This window comes from Vibrio sp. VB16 (genome assembly GCF_015594925.2).
GTDB lineage: Bacteria > Pseudomonadota > Gammaproteobacteria > Enterobacterales > Vibrionaceae > Vibrio.
Window position 1 is genome coordinate 1467403 of sequence record NZ_CP087590.1, and the last position, 18661, is coordinate 1486063.

13 protein-coding genes and 1 pseudogene are annotated in these 18661 nt (G+C 40.4%); 11 read left to right on the forward strand and 3 right to left on the reverse strand.

What is annotated here, in order from left to right; genetic code table 11:
- Positions 1–77 precede the first annotated feature (77 nt).
- Positions 78–2363 (reverse strand): class 1a ribonucleoside-diphosphate reductase subunit alpha, encoded by a 2286-nt coding sequence (nrdA, locus tag IUZ65_RS06925; protein WP_195703042.1) that lies wholly within the window; start codon positions 2361–2363, stop codon positions 78–80.
- A 405-nt stretch (positions 2364–2768) separates the two neighbouring features.
- Entirely contained in the window at positions 2769–3479 is a 711-nt protein-coding gene (gene ubiG / locus IUZ65_RS06930; protein WP_443083734.1) for a bifunctional 2-polyprenyl-6-hydroxyphenol methylase/3-demethylubiquinol 3-O-methyltransferase UbiG, read from the reverse strand.
- Positions 3480–3700: 221 nt separating this feature from the next.
- Here ubiG and IUZ65_RS06935 point away from each other — a divergent pair.
- The 3 genes and pseudogenes from IUZ65_RS06935 (at position 3701) to IUZ65_RS06945 (ending at position 8202) form a co-directional block, all read left to right on the forward strand.
- Positions 3701–4402: pseudogene (locus IUZ65_RS06935) on the forward strand (DUF1223 domain-containing protein).
- 407 nt (positions 4403–4809) lie between these two features.
- The gene (gene gyrA / locus IUZ65_RS06940; RefSeq protein ID WP_195703044.1) at positions 4810–7470 is read left to right on the forward strand and encodes a DNA topoisomerase (ATP-hydrolyzing) subunit A; all 2661 of its coding nucleotides are present in this window, start codon (positions 4810–4812) and stop codon (positions 7468–7470) included.
- A 246-nt stretch (positions 7471–7716) separates the two neighbouring features.
- On the forward strand, positions 7717–8202 hold the full coding sequence (locus IUZ65_RS06945; protein ID WP_195703045.1) for a TPR domain-containing protein: 486 nt from the start codon (positions 7717–7719) through the stop codon (positions 8200–8202).
- 741 nt (positions 8203–8943) lie between these two features.
- Here IUZ65_RS06945 and nrfA read toward each other — a convergent pair.
- Positions 8944–10362 (reverse strand): ammonia-forming nitrite reductase cytochrome c552 subunit, encoded by a 1419-nt coding sequence (gene nrfA / locus IUZ65_RS06950; RefSeq protein ID WP_195703046.1) that lies wholly within the window; start codon positions 10360–10362, stop codon positions 8944–8946.
- A gap of 484 nt (positions 10363–10846) precedes the next feature.
- Between nrfA and nrfB the strand changes: the two genes are divergently transcribed.
- The 8 genes from nrfB to IUZ65_RS06990 all read left to right on the forward strand — a co-directional run bounded on the left by nrfB (position 10847) and on the right by IUZ65_RS06990 (position 18562).
- Positions 10847–11455, forward strand: coding sequence for a cytochrome c nitrite reductase pentaheme subunit (gene nrfB, locus IUZ65_RS06955; RefSeq protein ID WP_195703047.1), 609 nt, complete (start codon positions 10847–10849; stop codon positions 11453–11455).
- A 10-nt stretch (positions 11456–11465) separates the two neighbouring features.
- On the forward strand, positions 11466–12149 hold the full coding sequence (gene nrfC / locus IUZ65_RS06960; protein WP_195703048.1) for a cytochrome c nitrite reductase Fe-S protein: 684 nt from the start codon (positions 11466–11468) through the stop codon (positions 12147–12149).
- 2 nt (positions 12150–12151) lie between these two features.
- Positions 12152–13099: a cytochrome c nitrite reductase subunit NrfD gene (gene nrfD, locus IUZ65_RS06965; protein ID WP_195703049.1), complete on the forward strand. Its 948-nt coding sequence runs from the start codon at positions 12152–12154 to the stop codon at positions 13097–13099.
- Between the two features lie 50 nt (positions 13100–13149).
- Positions 13150–15060, forward strand: coding sequence for a heme lyase CcmF/NrfE family subunit (locus tag IUZ65_RS06970; protein WP_195703050.1), 1911 nt, complete (start codon positions 13150–13152; stop codon positions 15058–15060).
- A complete protein-coding gene (locus IUZ65_RS06975; protein WP_195703051.1) occupies positions 15047–15559 on the forward strand; it encodes a DsbE family thiol:disulfide interchange protein in 513 nt (170 codons plus the stop codon). The genes IUZ65_RS06970 and IUZ65_RS06975 overlap by 14 nt, the downstream gene beginning before the upstream one ends.
- 24 nt (positions 15560–15583) lie before the next feature.
- A complete protein-coding gene (nrfF, locus tag IUZ65_RS06980; protein ID WP_229638001.1) occupies positions 15584–16057 on the forward strand; it encodes a heme lyase NrfEFG subunit NrfF in 474 nt (157 codons plus the stop codon).
- A gap of 189 nt (positions 16058–16246) precedes the next feature.
- A complete protein-coding gene (locus IUZ65_RS06985; RefSeq protein ID WP_195703052.1) occupies positions 16247–16843 on the forward strand; it encodes a GTP cyclohydrolase II in 597 nt (198 codons plus the stop codon).
- 159 nt (positions 16844–17002) lie between these two features.
- Positions 17003–18562 (forward strand): L,D-transpeptidase family protein, encoded by a 1560-nt coding sequence (locus IUZ65_RS06990; protein WP_195703053.1) that lies wholly within the window; start codon positions 17003–17005, stop codon positions 18560–18562.
- The last annotated feature ends 99 nt before the right edge of the window (positions 18563–18661 follow it).

The following is an 18661-nucleotide window of genomic DNA, read 5'->3' on the forward strand; positions in this document are numbered from 1 at the left end:
TATTTTTCTGATTTAGTCTCGAGACACTGACTTGTGAATCGAGACATCTTAATTGAGACTTTAATAAGGTAATAGCGTTAAATCTTGCAACCGCCGCCTTCGCAATCTTCATCTTCTTTTACGATTACATCTTTACCTTGGTCGTCACTCGCACCGTCTCGGGTGTTGTGATAATACAGCGTTTTCACACCGAATTTATAGGCGGTGAGTAGATCTTTAAGCAGAAGTTTCATCGGTACTTTGCCGTTGGAATGTGCTGCCGGATCGTAGTTCGTGTTGGCAGAAATTGCTTGGTCAACAAATTTTTGCATGATACCAACTAGATGAAGGTATCCGTCATTTTGAGGGATAGTCCACAACAGTTCGTAGTTGTTTTTGAGCGCTTGATACTCAGGTACAACTTGCTTAAGAATACCATCCTTCGACGCTTTAACTGAAACGTAACCACGTGGTGGTTCTATACCGTTGGTTGCGTTTGAGATTTGCGAAGAAGTCTCAGATGGCATCAATGCCGTCAACGTTGAGTTACGTAGGCCGTGAGTTTTTATCTCTTCTCGTAGCGTTTCCCAGTCGTAATGAAGGGCTTCATCACAGATCTGATCGATATCTTTTTTATAGGTATCAATTGGGAGAATGCCTTGCGAATAACGTGTCTCGTTAAAAGAAGGACAAGGTCCTTGTTCTTTCGCCAACTTAACCGATGCTTTTAATAGGTAGTATTGAATAGCTTCAAAGGTTTTGTGGGTTAGGCTGTTCGCACTGCCGTCGGAATAACGCACACCATTTTTTGCAAGGTAGTAAGCGTAGTTAATCACGCCTACCCCTAAGGTACGACGATTCATAGTCGATTTGTATGCTGCTGGCAGCGGATAGTCTTGATAGTCGAGCAGAGCGTCTAACGCCCTCACTACAAGCTCGGACAACTCTTCGAAGTCGTCTAATGACTTGATGGCGCCCAAGTTAAATGCAGACAAGGTACAGAGTGCTATCTCGCCGCTGTCGTCTTCAACATTGTTAAGTGGTTTGGTTGGCAGCGCAATCTCAAGACATAGGTTTGACTGGCGTATAGGCGCAACATTTGGATCAAAAGGACTGTGAGTATTACAGTGATCGACGTTTTGAACGTAGATACGACCCGTTGATGCTCTTTCCTGCATGAGCAATGAGAACAGATCAAGTGCCTTTACTGTCTCGCGCTTAATGTTCATGTCCGCTTCGTATTGAACATAGAGTTGTTCAAACTTGTCTTGGTCTTCGAAGAACGCGTCGTATAAACCGGGAACATCTGAAGGGGAAAATAAGCTAATGTTGGCGCCTTTAACCAAGCGCGAATACATTGTTTTATTGATTTGTACACCGTAATCCATATGGCGAACACGATTTTCTTCCACACCCCGGTTGTTCTTCAGAACTAATAAAGACTGTACTTCGCCGTGCCATATTGGATAGAACACTGTTGCAGCGCCACCACGGACGCCACCTTGAGAACAACATTTCACGGCAGTTTGGAAATATTTGTAGAATGGAATACAACCCGTGTGGAAGGCTTCTCCACCACGAATCTCCGAACCTAAGGCTCGAATTCTACCAGCGTTAATACCAATACCAGCACGCTGAGACACGTAACGTACTATTGAGCTTGACGTCGCGTTGATTGAATTAAGGCTATCGTCACATTCAATAAGAACACAAGAGCTAAATTGACGAGTTGGCGTACGAACACCAGACATAATTGGTGTAGGTAAAGAAATTTTAAAGGTAGAGACGGCGTCGTAGAAACGCTTTACGTAATCGAGTCGTGTATCTCGTGGATACTTAGCGAATAGGCAAGCTGCAACAAGGATATATAAAAACTGAGCACTTTCATATATCTCTTTTGTTACACGATTTTGCACAAAATACTTACCTTCGAGTTGTTTTACCGCGGCGTATGAGAAGTCCAAATCACGCTTGTGGTCAATAAATTCGTCCATTTGAACGAACTCTTGTTCTGAGTAATCTTCTAGAAGATGTTTGTCGTATTTACCGTTACCAACGAGCTTAGAAACTTGATTGTAAAGAGTGGGTGGCTCGTATTGACCATAAGCTTTTTTGCGCAAGTGAAAGACAGAAAGTCGTGCGGCCAGATATTGATAATCTGGCGTCTCTTCTGAGATAAGGTCAGCAGCCGACTTTATGATGGTTTCGTGAATATCACTAGTGGTAATGCCATCATAGAACTGGATGTGAGATTTGATTTCAACTTGAGAGACGGAAACATTGTCTAGGCCCTCTGCGGCCCATGTGATCACGCGATGGATCTTTTCTAGATCAATGGTTTCTTTACGGCCATTACGTTTAGTAACGGTGAGTTGCTGGTTCATTATTGTCGATATCCCTAATAAGACTGACTAAAGCCCTTTTTTTGTAATTTTTGTAAAAGCAATAGGGGCTTGTGTGATCAATACCCCCTAAATGAAAAATGGAAAAACACTACATGTAGGGGTGTTGTGTGGAGCGACTTACAAGATAGTGCGTTTTTAAGAAATTTTCAAGATTCAGGTTGTGGGTTAGTTTGTGGATAACTTGGAAAATGTCGGCAATCAGTTAGTAGGCACTTACTGAGCAAATAAGACGAGGATTAGTAGCAATAAAAAGGAAGCTAATTGAATACTGTTTTGAAAAGAAAATAAAAATATTTTCCTTGATCTTTGACGAGTTTTACATTTAAAGATCTTGATCTAATTATTATGCAAAACCCGTCTAATTTGTCGTCAAATTAGTAGACGCTAAGCGGGAAGTTGAGTATGAACAATATAATTTACATCGACTCGTGGGCCCAAGCGATAAGAATCAAATAATGGGTTGTAATGTAGCCCTGTAATCCCTAATTCTAACAGGTTGGTTTTGTCTACCATCGTTAGCAACTCTGAAGGTTTGATGAATTTATCATGGTGATGCGTACCTTGAGGAACAATCTTTAAAATCTTCTCTGCACCTACGATGGCAAACAGGTAAGACTTGAAATTTCGGTTCAGTGTTGAAAAGAATACATGGCCACCTGGCCTAATTAGTTTTTCACACGCACGGATAATAGAAAGTGGATCAGGCACGTGCTCCAACATCTCCATGCAAGTGATGACATCATAGCTATCTGGATTTTGTTCTGCGTGTTCCTCTATTGTGCTTTGTATGTAGGTTAGGCTGGTTTTTGTCTCCAATGCATGCAACCTCGCGACCTCCAATGGCTCCTTGCCCATATCTAAACCTGTCACCTGTGCGCCCTGCTTAGCCATGCTTTCAGATAAGATTCCGCCCCCACAGCCAACGTCTAATACCTTTTTATCAAATAAACCATTGGCCTTATCTAATACAAAGTTTAACCGTAGCGGATTGATTTGATGTAACGGTTTAAATTCCCCATCAAGGTCCCACCATCTTGATGCCATATCTTCAAATTTTTTGATCTCTTCTGGATCGACGTTCACTGTTGGTGACATTGCTAATTCTTCATTGACGGTATTCATAATGGATTATAAACAGATATTGCAGCGACTTGAAAGGAACGGCCTCAATAAAGCGGTTCGCTAATGCAGGTTTTTGATGAGATAAGAAGATAGAGTGTTTTAACCAGTATGAAATTTATCTCTGCCAGAAGAGGTCTCATTATTAGGCTTAAAATAAGGAGTCGAGTATGAACAAGAGCACCTTTTTTACTGTTATGTTATTAATCACATCTGGTTCTCATTCATCGCTAACATTTGCTAGCGATCAGATTTGGTCACATGAAGGGCAACCTGCGCAATTAATAGAGCTGTTTACATCTGAAGGATGTTCTAGTTGTCCGCCTGCTGATAAGTATTTGAGTCAGTTCCAACAACATTCTGGTTTATGGACTGAGTTTATTCCGCTCGCTTTTCATGTGGATTATTGAAACTACCTTGGCTGGAAAGATGAATTCTCACATCCTTCTTTTACTCAACGCCAACGCCTGTATAAAAGCTATGGTGCTTCATCTTCAGTTTATACACCGGGTTTCTTTGTTGATGGCAAAGAATGGAGAGGTTATTTTTCGAGAGACCAATTGCCTTTTAATTCGGCTTCTGTGGCCGGAAAACTCATGGTTAGGCGTTCAGGGAATCAATTTGTTCTTTCGTATAGCGCAAAAGGTGAATATATCGCGCACCTTGTCTTGCTCGCCATGGATGAGAGCACAGAAATTAAAGCAGGCGAAAATAGAGGTAAAAAATTGAAGCACGATTTTGTTGTTTTAGATAAACAACAATTACTAGCAGAGCAGAACTGGCGCTTTGAGTTATCAGCGTGGCCAGAAAAAGCGGACGCAATGGCGGTATGGTTAACGAAACGAGATAGCTTTCAACCGATACAAACGGTAGGTGGCTTGTTGGTTTCATCACAATAAAACTATTAACTCTGAAGTCAGAGCAATAAAATAAGTTAGGCGGGAGAAGGTAAACGCATAACACCAATATAAAACCGTATAGAGAAATAACCAGCACGGCTCTGTTACGTCTTTTAGCAAGAAATAGACAATGTCATCTCCTTGTTGTCTATTTCTTGCTACGAGCTTTACATACGTCTTATTTTCTCGACAACAAACGCGAATAGCGTATTTTTCTGCTCACAAAATCATCACTATTCAATAAATTAGCACACAGAAACGCGTCTTTCATGGGATTTGCAACTTTTTGATGCCACAACATCATAAAAGGTGATGGAAAGTGGTGCGGATACGATAAGTTTTGTGTTATATTTTGCGACCTTGTACGTATCGAATATACGATCAAAATATAGAGGGAAAATGGCTCTATGAGCGATCTAGCTAAAGAGATCACGCCCATAAACATTGAAGATGAGCTGAGAAGTTCTTACTTAGACTACGCGATGTCTGTCATCGTTGGTCGTGCTCTTCCTGATGTGCGTGATGGCCTAAAACCAGTACACCGCCGCGTTTTATTCGCGATGAATGTGCTTGGTAATGATTGGAACAAAGCATATAAAAAATCTGCCCGTGTTGTGGGTGATGTAATCGGTAAATATCACCCTCACGGTGATAGTGCTGTATACGACACGATAGTTCGTATGGCACAACCGTTTTCTTTACGTTACATGCTGGTCGATGGCCAGGGTAACTTTGGTTCTATTGATGGGGACTCAGCAGCAGCGATGCGTTATACGGAAGTCCGTATGTCGAAGATCGCTCATGAACTTCTTGCTGACCTTGATAAAGAAACAGTAGATTACGTCCCTAACTACGACGGAACAGAATTTATTCCAGCGGTTTTACCAACGAAGGTACCAACATTGTTGGTTAATGGTTCGTCTGGTATTGCGGTTGGTATGGCGACAAATATCCCTCCTCATAACTTGAATGAGGTTATTGCTGGTTGCCTAGCGTTTATCGATAATGAAGAAATCACTATCGAAGAGCTTATGGACTTTATTCCAGGTCCTGACTTTCCAACGGCTGCTTTAATCAGTGGGCGTAAAGGGATAGTCGAAGCTTATAATACCGGACGCGGTAAAGTTTACATGCGTTCAAAAGCGCATATCGAATCTGAAAAGAACGGTAAAGAAACAATCATTGTTACTGAAATACCTTATCAGGTTAATAAGGCGCGCGTAATCGAAAAGATTGCCGAGCTTGTTAAAGATAAAAAGGTAGAAGGTATCAGTGCCCTACGTGATGAGTCTGATAAAGACGGCATGCGTATTGTTATCGAATGTAAGCGTGATGCGGTTGCGGAAGTGGTTTTAAATAACCTCTACTCATTGACACAGCTTCAAACTACGTTCGGTATCAACATGGTCGCGCTAGATAACGGCCAACCTAAACTATTCAACCTTAAAGAAATGTTGAAGTGTTTTGTTGATCACCGTCGTGAGGTTGTTACACGCCGTACTATCTTCGAACTTCGTAAAGCGCGTGATCGTGCACATATCTTAGAAAGTCTTGCGTTAGCACTGGCGAATATCGACGAAATCATCGAATTGATTCGTAACGCATCGACGCCTGCAGAAGCGAAAGCTGGCTTAGTTGCTCGCGGTTGGGACCTTGGTAATGTTGCGGGGATGCTTGAACGAGCTGGTACTGATGCTGCTCGTCCAGAGTGGCTAGAAGACCAGTTTGGTATTCGTGATGGCCAATACTATCTAACAGAACAACAAGCTCAAGCTATTCTAGAGCTTCGTTTACACAGATTGACTGGTTTAGAGCACGAGAAAATTCTTGAAGAGTATAAAGCACTTCTTGAAGAAATTGCCGAGTTAATGCTTATTCTTTCTAGTACTGATCGCTTGATGGAAGTGATTCGTGAAGAGCTAGAAATTGTCCGTGACAATTTTGGTGATGAGCGTCGTACGGAAATTATTGCCGCTGTCCATGATATGGATATGGAAGAACTCATTGCACAAGAAGATGTTGTAGTTACTTTGTCTCATGCAGGTTACGTTAAGTATCAAATCCTGAATGACTACGAAGCACAGCGTCGAGGTGGTAAGGGTAAGAGCGCGACTAAGATGAAAGACGAAGATTATATCGAGCGTCTATTAGTTGCCAATACTCACGACAACATTCTCTGTTTCTCTACGAGAGGCAAGGCGTATCGCTTGAAAGTATTCCAACTTCCTCAAGCAAGTCGAAATGCACGTGGTAAACCTATCGTTAATATTCTGCCTCTAGAAGAAAACGAAAGAATCACGGCTATTTTACCAGTAACGGAATACTCTGAAGATAAATTTATCTTTATGGCGACTGGTGATGGTACGGTGAAGAAAACATCATTAGCAAGTTTTGCTAATGTACGTTCAAACGGTCTTATCGCTGTGAACCTGAGAGATGATGATTCTCTTATTGGTGTTGATATTACCGATGGTAATAGCGATATCATGCTGTTCTCTAAAACGGGTAAAGTGGTTCGCTTTAAAGAAGAACTTGTTCGAGGAATGGGTCGTACAGCGGCTGGTGTTCGCGGTATGAAGCTGGTTAATGGTGATCAAGTTGTTTCGTTAATTGTTCCTGCCAACGAAGGTAATATATTAACGGTGACACAAAATGGTTACGGTAAACAAACTTCATTAGAAGAATACCCAACGAAAGGTCGTGCTACACAAGGCGTGGTTTCGATTAAGGTTTCTGAGCGTAACGGACAAGTTATCGGTGCTGTGCAGGTTGTAGATGGTGATGAGTTTATGATGATCACCGACGCTGGCACATTGGTACGTACTCGTGTTTCTGAAGTTAATCAGGTTGGACGTAATACACTAGGTGTCACGCTAATCAAAACGTCTGAAGATGAAAATGTTGTTGCACTGCAAAGAATTGACGAGATAGAGGAAGCCGAAATAGAAGAATTAGAAGGGGAAGAAATTGACCCAACTAATGAATCTGAATCAGTGACTGATACTCAAGATTCTGAAAAGAGCGATGACGACATTGAAGATGATGCTGACGTTGACTCTGAAGAGTAATTAACGGCTAAAATTAATAAAAAAACCGGGCCGAAAGCCCGGTTTTTTTATGCTTGAAATGCTATCGTATTGCGACAATTCTCATTTTCTATATCTATCCATATGCCTGTTTTAATTCTCTGTTTGTTACTCACGCTCATCATTTTTCTATTTCATTTTAGATATCAAAAAAAGAGCAGCTTATTAACTCCGCTTGTCATATCTGTCACTTTATCTTCGATTTGCACGCTTTCTTGGTTCTATATTGTGTCTCCAGGTAAGGAGCAAACCAAGGTTGTAAAACTTGCTGTCCCATTAACTATCGATGAAATTATTGTCGAGATTCAAGACAAACTAAGAGAAGACAAAAATAATGCGGATTTGTGGTTTCAATTGGGGCAAGGATATTTTGCAAATGGAGAATTTACCAATGCAGACACTTGCTTTGGGTACGTGTTGCGATTGACTGATGAACCTTCATCGACCATTTATGCCGCAAAAGCCACGGCCTTATATTATTTAAGCTCACAGCGCATGACTAAAGAAGTAAATGAATTACTGGATATCGCTTTGTCAAAGGACCAACTAAACGATACTGCCTTAATGCTCATCGCTAATGACCACTTCATTAGTTTTAGATATGATGACGCGATTAAGACTTGGCAAAAAGTGTTAGATTCAGAACGCCAGGGTATAGACAGAGTAGCAATCATTAATTCTATAAACAGAACCCAAGCACTACAAACTAAGTAGTTCTCAGTTTCTTGATATTGAGTGCTTGTTCTGTATGTTGGGTGTTGTTTCAGCAGGCTAGTTGTCTTGCTCTCATCTTTTCAATTGAACAGGTTACTTGCTGCCAACTAACGGGTGACATTTTTAAATTTTTCGTCTCATTTTAGCCATTTCCTTTCTATCTATACAAGAGTTTGCGGTGTATATCCGTTTCGACACTGCTTACTCTTGTCGCGTATATCGCTCCAATTGATTAGTCCGATTGCAACTAACAATTTATTACTGTTAGTGAGTAATCTGCACCTATATCTGAATTGAATAGCGTGGTCTATCTTCAGTTCTCTGCAATCAACCATAGCCAAGATTGAATCGTTTAATTCCTTTAAAAACCAATCAATGTTGGTGAAGAGATGACGCCAGAGCGCAACTAAATCGGTGGTTTGTTTGATGGTCAAGAGTGGGCAAGTTTATTTTCTAGCAAATCTATAGTCAGCCGGGGTGACTCGTGATTCAAAAACCAGTGAAACACACCATCACGATCAGACAATATTTTATATTCAGGTTGTCTACCTGAGTAACTGATTGATATTGAGTGCTCTCTATTACGTTCGTATATACGCCAACGAAAGACACTAACACGCCGGAACCATTCGTTTCCAAGATGATGTTTGAAGAAAAATTAGGAATACAAAAAAGAAAAATGCCAGCAAAAGCTGGCATTTAATTTAAAGTCAACGGGGAGGTGTTGACCTCACTTATCTATTAATAAGTGTACTTGTCTTGACGTGCTTTGGCTTTCGCTTCCCACTCAGGAACGAGAGTCTTAAGGAACTCTTGTTTCTCAGCATTCATCTTATCCATATCCATACCTAGTGCTTTTTGTGCAGCAGCTTTAGTAGAGATGTCTGGGATTTGAATTGGGTCAGTGATGCCTTTCTTAGCAAGTAGACGAATAATCTTAGTACGAGCGTCCGCCGCTCTGTCTACTGCAGTACCTAGAATTTCTAATGCAACTTCAGGAGCATGCATATGGACACCGTGAGATGCAATTGCATAGTCCCAACGCCATTGTGCGTGACGGATATCCATTAAGATATCTTTCATTTCTTCTTCAGTAGCACCAGCTTTCCAAGCTTCACCCGCTTCGAAGTGAGCCGCAACAATCTGTTTCTCAGCGATAAGCTTCATGTTAGTAACTTGAGCTTTACGTGTAGAAACAACGCCTTGGAAGTATTCTTTTTCTTGTGTGTGACACTGTGCACAAGTGTTGTCAAATGCGTCAAGTGGGTTACCCACTTTATGGTCTGTATAAACAGTACCATCGTCTTTTTCAACTTTAGGCATGTGACAATCAGCACAAACTACACCGTTCTTACCGTGTATGCCCACTCTCCAAGTTTCAAAACCTGGGTGTTGAGCTTTCAGCATCGGTGCTTTAGATACTTTATGAGTCCAGTCTTTGAAGTTAAGAGCATCGTAATACTGCTCCATGTCATCGACGGTAGTACCTTGGTCCCAAGGGAATTTAACAGACTTATTTGGACCTGTGAAATAGTATTCAACGTGACACTGAGCACAAACTGTTGCTTGTTTTTCGATATCAGATTGCTGATCAAATGGCATACCAATAGACTCAAACGCGCGCTCAACATATGGACGAGTGATCATTAGATCAGGTTCACCATTTTTGAATGCTTCGCTCTTAGTATTGTGACAATCAGAACAACCGATAGGGTTAACTATCTCGTGGCCTAAACGTGCCCATTTACCTTCAAAATAACCGTCTTCACCTTTTTCTTCAATAACACGAGCCACGTCAGGGCCTTTACAGCTCCAACATGCCATAGGCATAGGCCCAGTTTTTTCGTCTTTAGGTGCGCCAGTACGAAGTGTTGCTCGTAAATCGTCTATAGCGTAAAAGTGGCCACGTGCTTTGTTATAGTCTTTAGAGAAACCGTAACCAGCCCACATAATGACCATGTTCGGATCGCCAGCTAAAGCATCCGTTTTTTCAGTGCTCTCAGAAGTCGCTTTCCAAGTTTCGTATTGTTGTGAATGACTGCTCTCGAATGATTCGTTACGAGGGTCGCCAATCTTACCGTCTGCAGCTACAACAACAGAAGCGCTTAACAAGCCCGCCGCTAGAATTGCTACTGATTTAGATACCCAGTGCTTATTCATGGTGTTATCTCCATGTTTATATGATTATTCAATTTATTACTCCGTTTATTTTTATACCTAGCGTTGTGGACTGGTATCCTAAATAAGAATAGGAGGTACCCGTATATATTAGACGGAAAAAATAAATAAGGTATATAGCTGGCTTAATAAATTGTTTTAGATCAAATAAATAAGGTGATCACGGACACGCTTTGTTTCATATACCCATAAAGGGGTAGTCGACATGTTCAATAATTCTTCTTATTCAAGAAGTTACATCTCTACACCTCAGAAATAATAAGGTGAAATTGGTCACTATGTGATATTAAAATTAGGTAATATTAATATAGTTATTTATAATACTTTTAATAGCGTTGTGGCTGTTCAATAATAAGAATTATTATCGTTTAGGATTGCTGTAAATTAATCCTGTAGAGTTTTTATACTTATTCAGAAATATCATTCATTAATACATTAGAGTATTCTGAATTAAGGGAAGGAAAAAATGGCCAATATCAAGTTGACCATAGCCATAATGCTGAAGTCACTTCTTATATTATGTCTCTATGGTTTCTCTATAAATGTTTATGCGGAAACTGCAAGTGATACCACCGCTACCGCAGAACCGGAAAGAAAAAAACTGGTGATTTCACGTAAAGATAAGCAATGTGCAAAGTGTCACAAGAAATCTTATTCTTCTTTGCATGAGTCTCATGGTTACAATGCGGTTGATATACTAGGTAAACAAGTCAAGTGTGCTGATTGTCACAATAAGATTGGCTCGAAGCATCGTAATGGCGCTCCAAAGGTAACCAAGTATTTTGAAGCTCAATCTCAGCCGGGTATTGAAAAGCAGGTGCTGGCGCAAAGCGAAATATTGAAAGCGAATAAAGAGTGCACCGACTGCCATAAGCCAGACGATTTACGCGAAAAATTCTGGACACACGATGTCCATGCAAAAAACCTGACCTGCACCAATTGTCATAACGTTCACGCTAGTAAAGCAAAAGTACTCAGCTTTGATCATAAGCAAAGAGTACAGTTATGTGTCGATTGCCACTCAGACTTCACGAAAATGAAGAAAGCTAAGCTAAACAAAGAAGATAATGAGTAGGAGAGATGACATGAGTTGTTCTAGACGAAATTTTTTGACTGGCGCAGGCGCCGTTATCTTCACTACCGGGGTAGCAAGTACTGGTGCTCTTAGCACTAAGACTCTTGCTAATACGATGGAAGATGGCGACAAGCGTTATGGCATGGTACATGACGAAACAGCTTGTATCGGCTGTACGGCTTGTATGGATGCATGTAGAGAAGTAAATAATGTTCCTGAAGGTGTAGCAAGGCTTGAGATTATTAGAAGTGAGCCGCAAGGTGAATATCCGGATGTTGATTACCGTTTTACACGAAAATCTTGTCAGCATTGTGAAAATGCACCTTGTGTAATGGTTTGCCCTACAGGAGCGGCTTATACAGATGAAGAGACTGGTATTGTCGATGTCCATCAAGATAAGTGCGTTGGTTGTGGTTATTGTTTAGCGGCTTGTCCGTACCAAGTCCGTTTTTTCCACCCTGAACATAAGTCTGCAGATAAATGTAACTTCTGTCGTGATACCAACCTAGCGGCAGGGAAATTACCTGCTTGCGTAGAGTCGTGCCCAACGAAAGCGTTGACGTTCGGTGACTTAAATGACCCGAAATCAGAAATCAATGCGGTATTAAACAATAACGTTTTTTATAGAGATAAACTGGATTTAGGCACTAAACCTAAACTTTACAAAATTCCGCACCAAAAAGGGGAGATTTAGAAATGGAAGCTGCATTTAATTTCGATACCCTAGTATGGGATTGGATAATCGCTATATATTTATTTTTAGCAGGTATGTCCGCCGGCGCTGTGATGATATCTATTTACCTGAAACGTAAAGTCATTGAAGGTGATCCAGCTAAAGATGGCATTATAAAAGCAACCGCATGGATAGCGCCGTTCGGTATTATTTCTGGACTTACTATCCTAATTTTTCACTTGACCAAGCCTTTGGCATTTTGGAAAATTATGATCTACTTTAACCCCACTTCGGTTATGTCGATGGGTGTTATTCTGTTCCAAGTCTATCTAATGGTTCTATTTGTCTGGATTGCAATTATCTTTAAAGACACCATTATGAAATACATGCCGAAGCAACTCTCTTTTGTTGATGGTATTATTGTCAAACTCGCTAAGATTGAAAATTTCTGGGAACTGTTCTTAGGGTTTATGGCGGTGATGTTGGCTGCTTATACCGGGTTTTTACTATCGGCTCTGCAAACGTACCCGATGCTCAATAATCCAGTTTTACCAATCCTATTCCTGTTCTCAAGCTTATCTTCTGGTGCTGCGGCCTGTATGCTTGGAGGTATTGTTGTGTTTAAGCAATCACCAACAAGTGCAACGGCGAAGTGGGTTCATAGCTTTGAACGTCCAGTCGTGATGTTTGAATTGTTTGTTATGCTCTGCTTTTTTACGGGACTTATCTTTAGTGGAGGTCAAGGCGAAGTCGCTGCATACAATGCGATTGGCAGTGGGTTCTGGGCAAGTTGGTTCTGGTGGGGAGTTATCATTTTTGGTATGTTAACGCCATTAGCGCTTAACTTCTTCATGCCAGCAGCGGTTCGACATAAAAACGGGTTCATTGTTATTGTAACGGTACTAAGCTTGGTTGGTGTACTAATGTTACGTACGTTCGTTCTTTATGCTGGTCAAATGACAGTAGTATAGGAAATATAGGCTTGACCTTTTTATTTCGGGTCAAGCCTAATTAAAATTATATGTATTCAGAAATCGGTCAATTCTCTCTTCTCATCGTTGCTATTAGTTCTCTTTTTTCTTTGTGTTATGTACCTAATCAGTGGTTACTGAAAAAAAAAGTTCCACTTGGAACATTGCTTTCATTGGTTCATGTCGGCCTTTTTTTCTCACTAATTTCAATTGTTGCGTTAGCGGTAGCTTTCGTTACTGATGATTTCTCACTAGTCTATGTGGCTTCCCATTCCAACACGCAGTTACCTGTTTTCTTTAAGGGAGCCGCCGTATGGGGTGGTCACGAAGGATCACTTTTATTTTGGGTCGTTACGTTGGCACTTTGGAACTCAGCCATTGCACTCAATTATAAGAAACTACCGGATGAATACTTAGCTAAAGCCTTGCTCGTCTCGTCCACGCTTGTGTGTGTGTTTGCCTTTTTTACACTACTTGCATCTAATCCATTTGAAGTAAATTCTGTTTTTCCAGAAGAGGGCAGAGATCTCAATCCAATGCTTCAGGATGTTGCGCTAATCTTTCATCCGCCTTTGTTGTATATCGGTTATATCGGTTTTGCATCTAGTTTTGCGCTCGCTCTAGCTGCATTATGGCAGAAAGATATCCCCTCTTATTGGTTAGCAATTAGCCGCCGATTTAGTTTAATTGCGTGGACTTTTTTGACCAGTGGTGTCTTGCTGGGCGCATGGTGGGCTTATTATGAATTAGGTTGGGGCGGTTGGTGGTTCTGGGACCCGGTTGAAAATGCGTCACTTTTACCATGGCTGACAGGGACTGCGTTGGTGCACAGTTTGATCATTAGCCAGCATGAAAAGCGTTTAATGAAATGGAGTTATGGCCTCTCTTTTATTACATTTTCGTTGAGTATTCTTGGTACATTTGTTGTGCGTTCAGGCATTATTACTTCTGTGCATGCTTTTGCCGTCGACCCCACTCGTGGTGTTGTACTTATCGCTATTTTAATAACCCTCGTGTTAGTCGGTTTTGGTAGCCAAATTTTTAGAAGTGACGACATAAAATCGAAGTCTATACCAGGTTATAAAAGCAGGAGTTTTTTGTTTTTACTTAGTAATGGCCTGTTTACTATTGCCATGATTACCGTATTACTTGGGACTTTTTACCCAATGATCTTCCAAATATTTGGACTGGGTAAAATTTCTGTCGGTGCACCATACTTTAACACGCTGTTTGCCCCGCTTACTTTTATAGCTTTGCTACTCATGAGTGCCGCTATCATTGTTAAAAATAATCGGAAAACGGGTAAATTGCTGGTTATATTTAGTATTGTGGCCCTATTAATAGGTACCGTATTATATCGAGTTCAATATCAGACTATGCAGCCGATGGTTTTAGCTACATGGGTTCTGTGTTCATTTGTTTGTATTAGTATGCTTCATCGATTTTATAATGTGGGAACGGCGAGAAGTCGGATCGCTATGTTGCCGATGTGTTTTGCTCACGGGGGGATAGTCCTTGCGTGTATTGGTGCAAGTATGAACGCATATCATTCTGTGGAAACAAGTGCGAAGCTTGGTATTGGTGACCGAGTAAGTTTCGAACGATTCCAGCTAACCTTTGAAAGCCAGAACCTGTTCATTGGTCCTAATTATACAGCTGAGCAGGTTTTGCTCAGGATTGATGGCAAGCAAGAAGTGGTTCCTGAAAGAAGACATTATCAAGTTCGAGTGATGAATATGACTGAACCCGGTATTAAAAGCTACTGGCATGGGGATCTGTATATAACGCTAGGTGAGAAATTATATGATGGTTCGTTCGCCGTGCGAATCCAATATAAAGCGTACATACAGTGGATTTGGTTTGGTGGTTTGTTGATGGTATTTGGTGGTGTTGCTTCTCTAGTATTAAACCGAAGGACTGCGAGCGTTACAATGAAGGAGAAGAGTGATGAAACTAGTTAAGTTATCTGTATTGCTGGTTATCTTACTCTCAGTATTTGGGACCCTATATTATGGCCTAAACAACGCTAATACAGAATTAAATGACTCCATGATGAATGAAGCAGTTCCAAGCTTTAACTTGTCTTCGCTAAATGGTGATAAAATCGTAGATGAGACCATTTTTGTTGGTGACGAATATACATTATTGAATATCTGGGCTTCATGGTGTGCGGCATGCAAAATTGAACACCCTTTTCTTGTTGAACTGGCTGAATCCGGTATTAAGATTATAGGGCTTAATTATCGAGATAATCAAAAAGAAGCACAAAAGGTTATTGCAGCAGAGGGAAATCCTTATGCTGAAATAGTGTATGACCCAAATGGGGCGTTAGCGTTAGATTTAGGCGTATTAGGCGCACCTGAAACCTTTGTTATAGATGGTAACGGTAAGATTATAGCCAGAGTGAGTGGAATCATTAACTCAGATGTCTGGCACAATCAACTTGCTTCCTATTTTTAATCAGAACAATATCTAGTGGGCAAAATGAAAAAAGTATTGGTATCCGTGGCTTCAGCGCTAATGGTAATGATGGTTGTTTTTACGACCACAGCAGCCAACAAAAGCGACCCCGTCATTTTTTATGACAGTAATAAAGATGTTGCGATACAAGCTGAGTTATTTGAATTTGATTCAGAGCAACAGAGACAAGAGGCGGTAAGTCTAGCGAAAAGCCTTCGTTGTCCGCAATGTCAAAACCAAAACTTAGTTGAATCTAACTCTCCTGTAGCCAAGGATCTACGACTAAAAGTGTATCAAATGGTAAAGGATGGCCAGAGTGATGACCAAATAGTGGAGTTTATGACTCATCGTTTTGGTGATTTTGTTCTTTATGATCCTGCATTATCAAATAGAACATTGGTACTGTGGTTTTTTCCTATTCTTCTATTCATTCTTGGGCTATTTTTCGCGTTTAGATTGGTTAAACCAAAGCGAAGCGACGATAGAAATATAGATTAAGGTTTGAAAGGTTCGGTTATTGTTATAATATAACAGTTATCCTTCGTATGGATAACGACAGTTCGCTGCTATGTCGCGATATTTCATTGAAATCCTTCACTTCAATCCCAATATTGTTGTTATCATCTAGAATATCAGTAGTTCGTTAATGTATTTGACGTGTTAATGAATGATTAAGCGAGAATAAATATGGCTGAAGTCCGCGCCAGAGTGGCTTTAAAGGTTGGTTTGAAAAGTAATATTGATGCAGAGATTCTCTCATTTCGTGGCTTGGAAACCGATAAAGAGCATGTAGCACTAGTGTTTCAAAATGCCGACCAAAAAGAAAATACCCCATTAGTGAGAATCCATTCCGAGTGTTTGACCGGAGATGTATTTCATTCGTCACGTTGTGATTGTGGTGAGCAGCTCGAAGAAACGATTAATAAAATGGGTGAACAAGGTGGGGTCATACTTTACCTTAGACAAGAAGGTAGGGGGATCGGTTTGTACAATAAGATCGACGCTTATCGATTGCAAAGTGAAGGAATGAATACCTACGAAGCGAATAATCACCTAGGGTTTGGCGACGATTTAAGAGACTTTACCGAAGCTGCACAAATGCTTAACGCCTTGAGCATCGATAAAGTTAAGCTGATTACGAATAATCCTAAAAAAATAAATGAATTGCAAAGTTTAGGCATTGAACTTGAAGAGGTGATAAATACCTTTGCCCATGTCAAGCAAGGCAATGAAAGTTACCTAAAAGCGAAGGTTTCTCACGGTAAACATAACTTAGATATTTAGTTAAAAAAACTATCGTAAATAATGCCAATAAACCCTACTTTAAGTGGGGTTTTTTTATGTATTATTTGTAGTGTTTCTCATTTATGTTAATCTCAATCCCCACATCTGGTGATATATTGCCCTATTCTATATATAACGCTTTAATATGGCTGTCTTTTTATGAATAATCGGTTTTTTCTGATATTAGCATTGTGTTTTACTCCTCCATCGCTAGCACTAGAAGATTTGTACCAAATGAACTGGTTGCAAGTTGACAAGAAAGTCGCTTCGGAAGTCACCTATCCCGAAATTTTAAACGAAATCTATACTGCCCGTGATTTTCAACTCATTTGGCATGAACCAGAGACGTCCCAAGAGTTAGAGTCATTGCTAATGATTGTGCATTACGCCCAGTTAAGTGATTTTTTCTCAGCTCGATTGTTAAGGTTGCAAAATTTGCGAGATGAAGGGCGGTGGTATGAGTACGATGTTATTGCGACCGACACGATATTGAATTTTAATAACTATACAAAGCTAGTAAGAGACAATGGTTTTAAGTGGTACTACGGGAGCCGCGTGGAACTCCCAGAAACTGTACCGACCAATGATGCTATCAGTCTGTTCGTGAAAAACGTGAATAAGGGGACACTTATTGATTACGTTAGGGCCTTCAATGGCACTCCAGATCAAATGGACTACGTGCATCAGGCGGTAAGCATACTGACACAAGGCATAGACTCTGGAGTCAGGCGCTACACACAAGTGGGTATTATTAAAAAAGGCGACGGTATATATAACAAAGGTCCTCTAGTAGACCGTTTGAAGGTTGTTGGTATTAACACGGAAGATATCGATGTCAACACGATGGAATATGATCAACCTTTAATTAATGCTGTAAAACAGTTTCAAAGAATGCATGGCTTAAAAGTTGACGGGGTTATAGGAAAAGAGACGTTATACTGGATAAATAGGCCGCTTGAAGACCGTTTATATTCTGTCGCGTTAAATACGGAACGTTCCAGATTGATGCCAAAGGACCTGCAAAACACTATTATCGTTAATCTACCTAGTTTTCATTTAAATTACTGGTATCTAGGGGAAAATCAATTTTCTTCAAAGGTTATTGTAGGAAAAAAGAAAAGAAAAACACCGCTGCTAAGAGTGAAGATGGATACATTAATCATGAATCCTTCATGGAAGATTCCTAAAAAACTAGTGCGTGAAGATATCATTCCTTTAATTAAAAAAGATGATAGTTATCTCGAAAGAATGAATATGAAAATCGTAAAGTATTGGGGGTCGAAAGAGGTTATTGACCCTTCGACAATTGATTGGCAGGCAATCGATCCAGACACTTTCTCATACAATATGATACAGGCCCCCGGGAAACGAAATGCGTTAGGTGCATTTAAGTTTAATACACCAAATGCTAGAGCTATTTACCTGCATGATACGCCGTCAAAATATCTATTTAACAATACAACGCGTGCTTATAGTTCAGGATGTATCAGGGTTCAATATGCAGACAAATTTGCTCAAACCTTGATGCAAGTGCAGGGGATTGAACCACCGAAGCAATCATTAGAAGACCCCATAATGCATCGAGTTGCACTAAAAAGGCATATACCTGTTCATATACTCTATCAAACTGCTTGGGTTAAAAATGGGCAGATTCAATACAGAAAAGATATCTACGGTTATGACAACAGAACACCCTCTCTAAATTTGACTAAAAACTGACAAATTGAGCTTTTCGAAAAAAACGGCAATTAATTCAATATTCAAACCGACAATTGTTGGCTTGAATTTTGAATGTGTATTTCAGTAACAAAAAATACA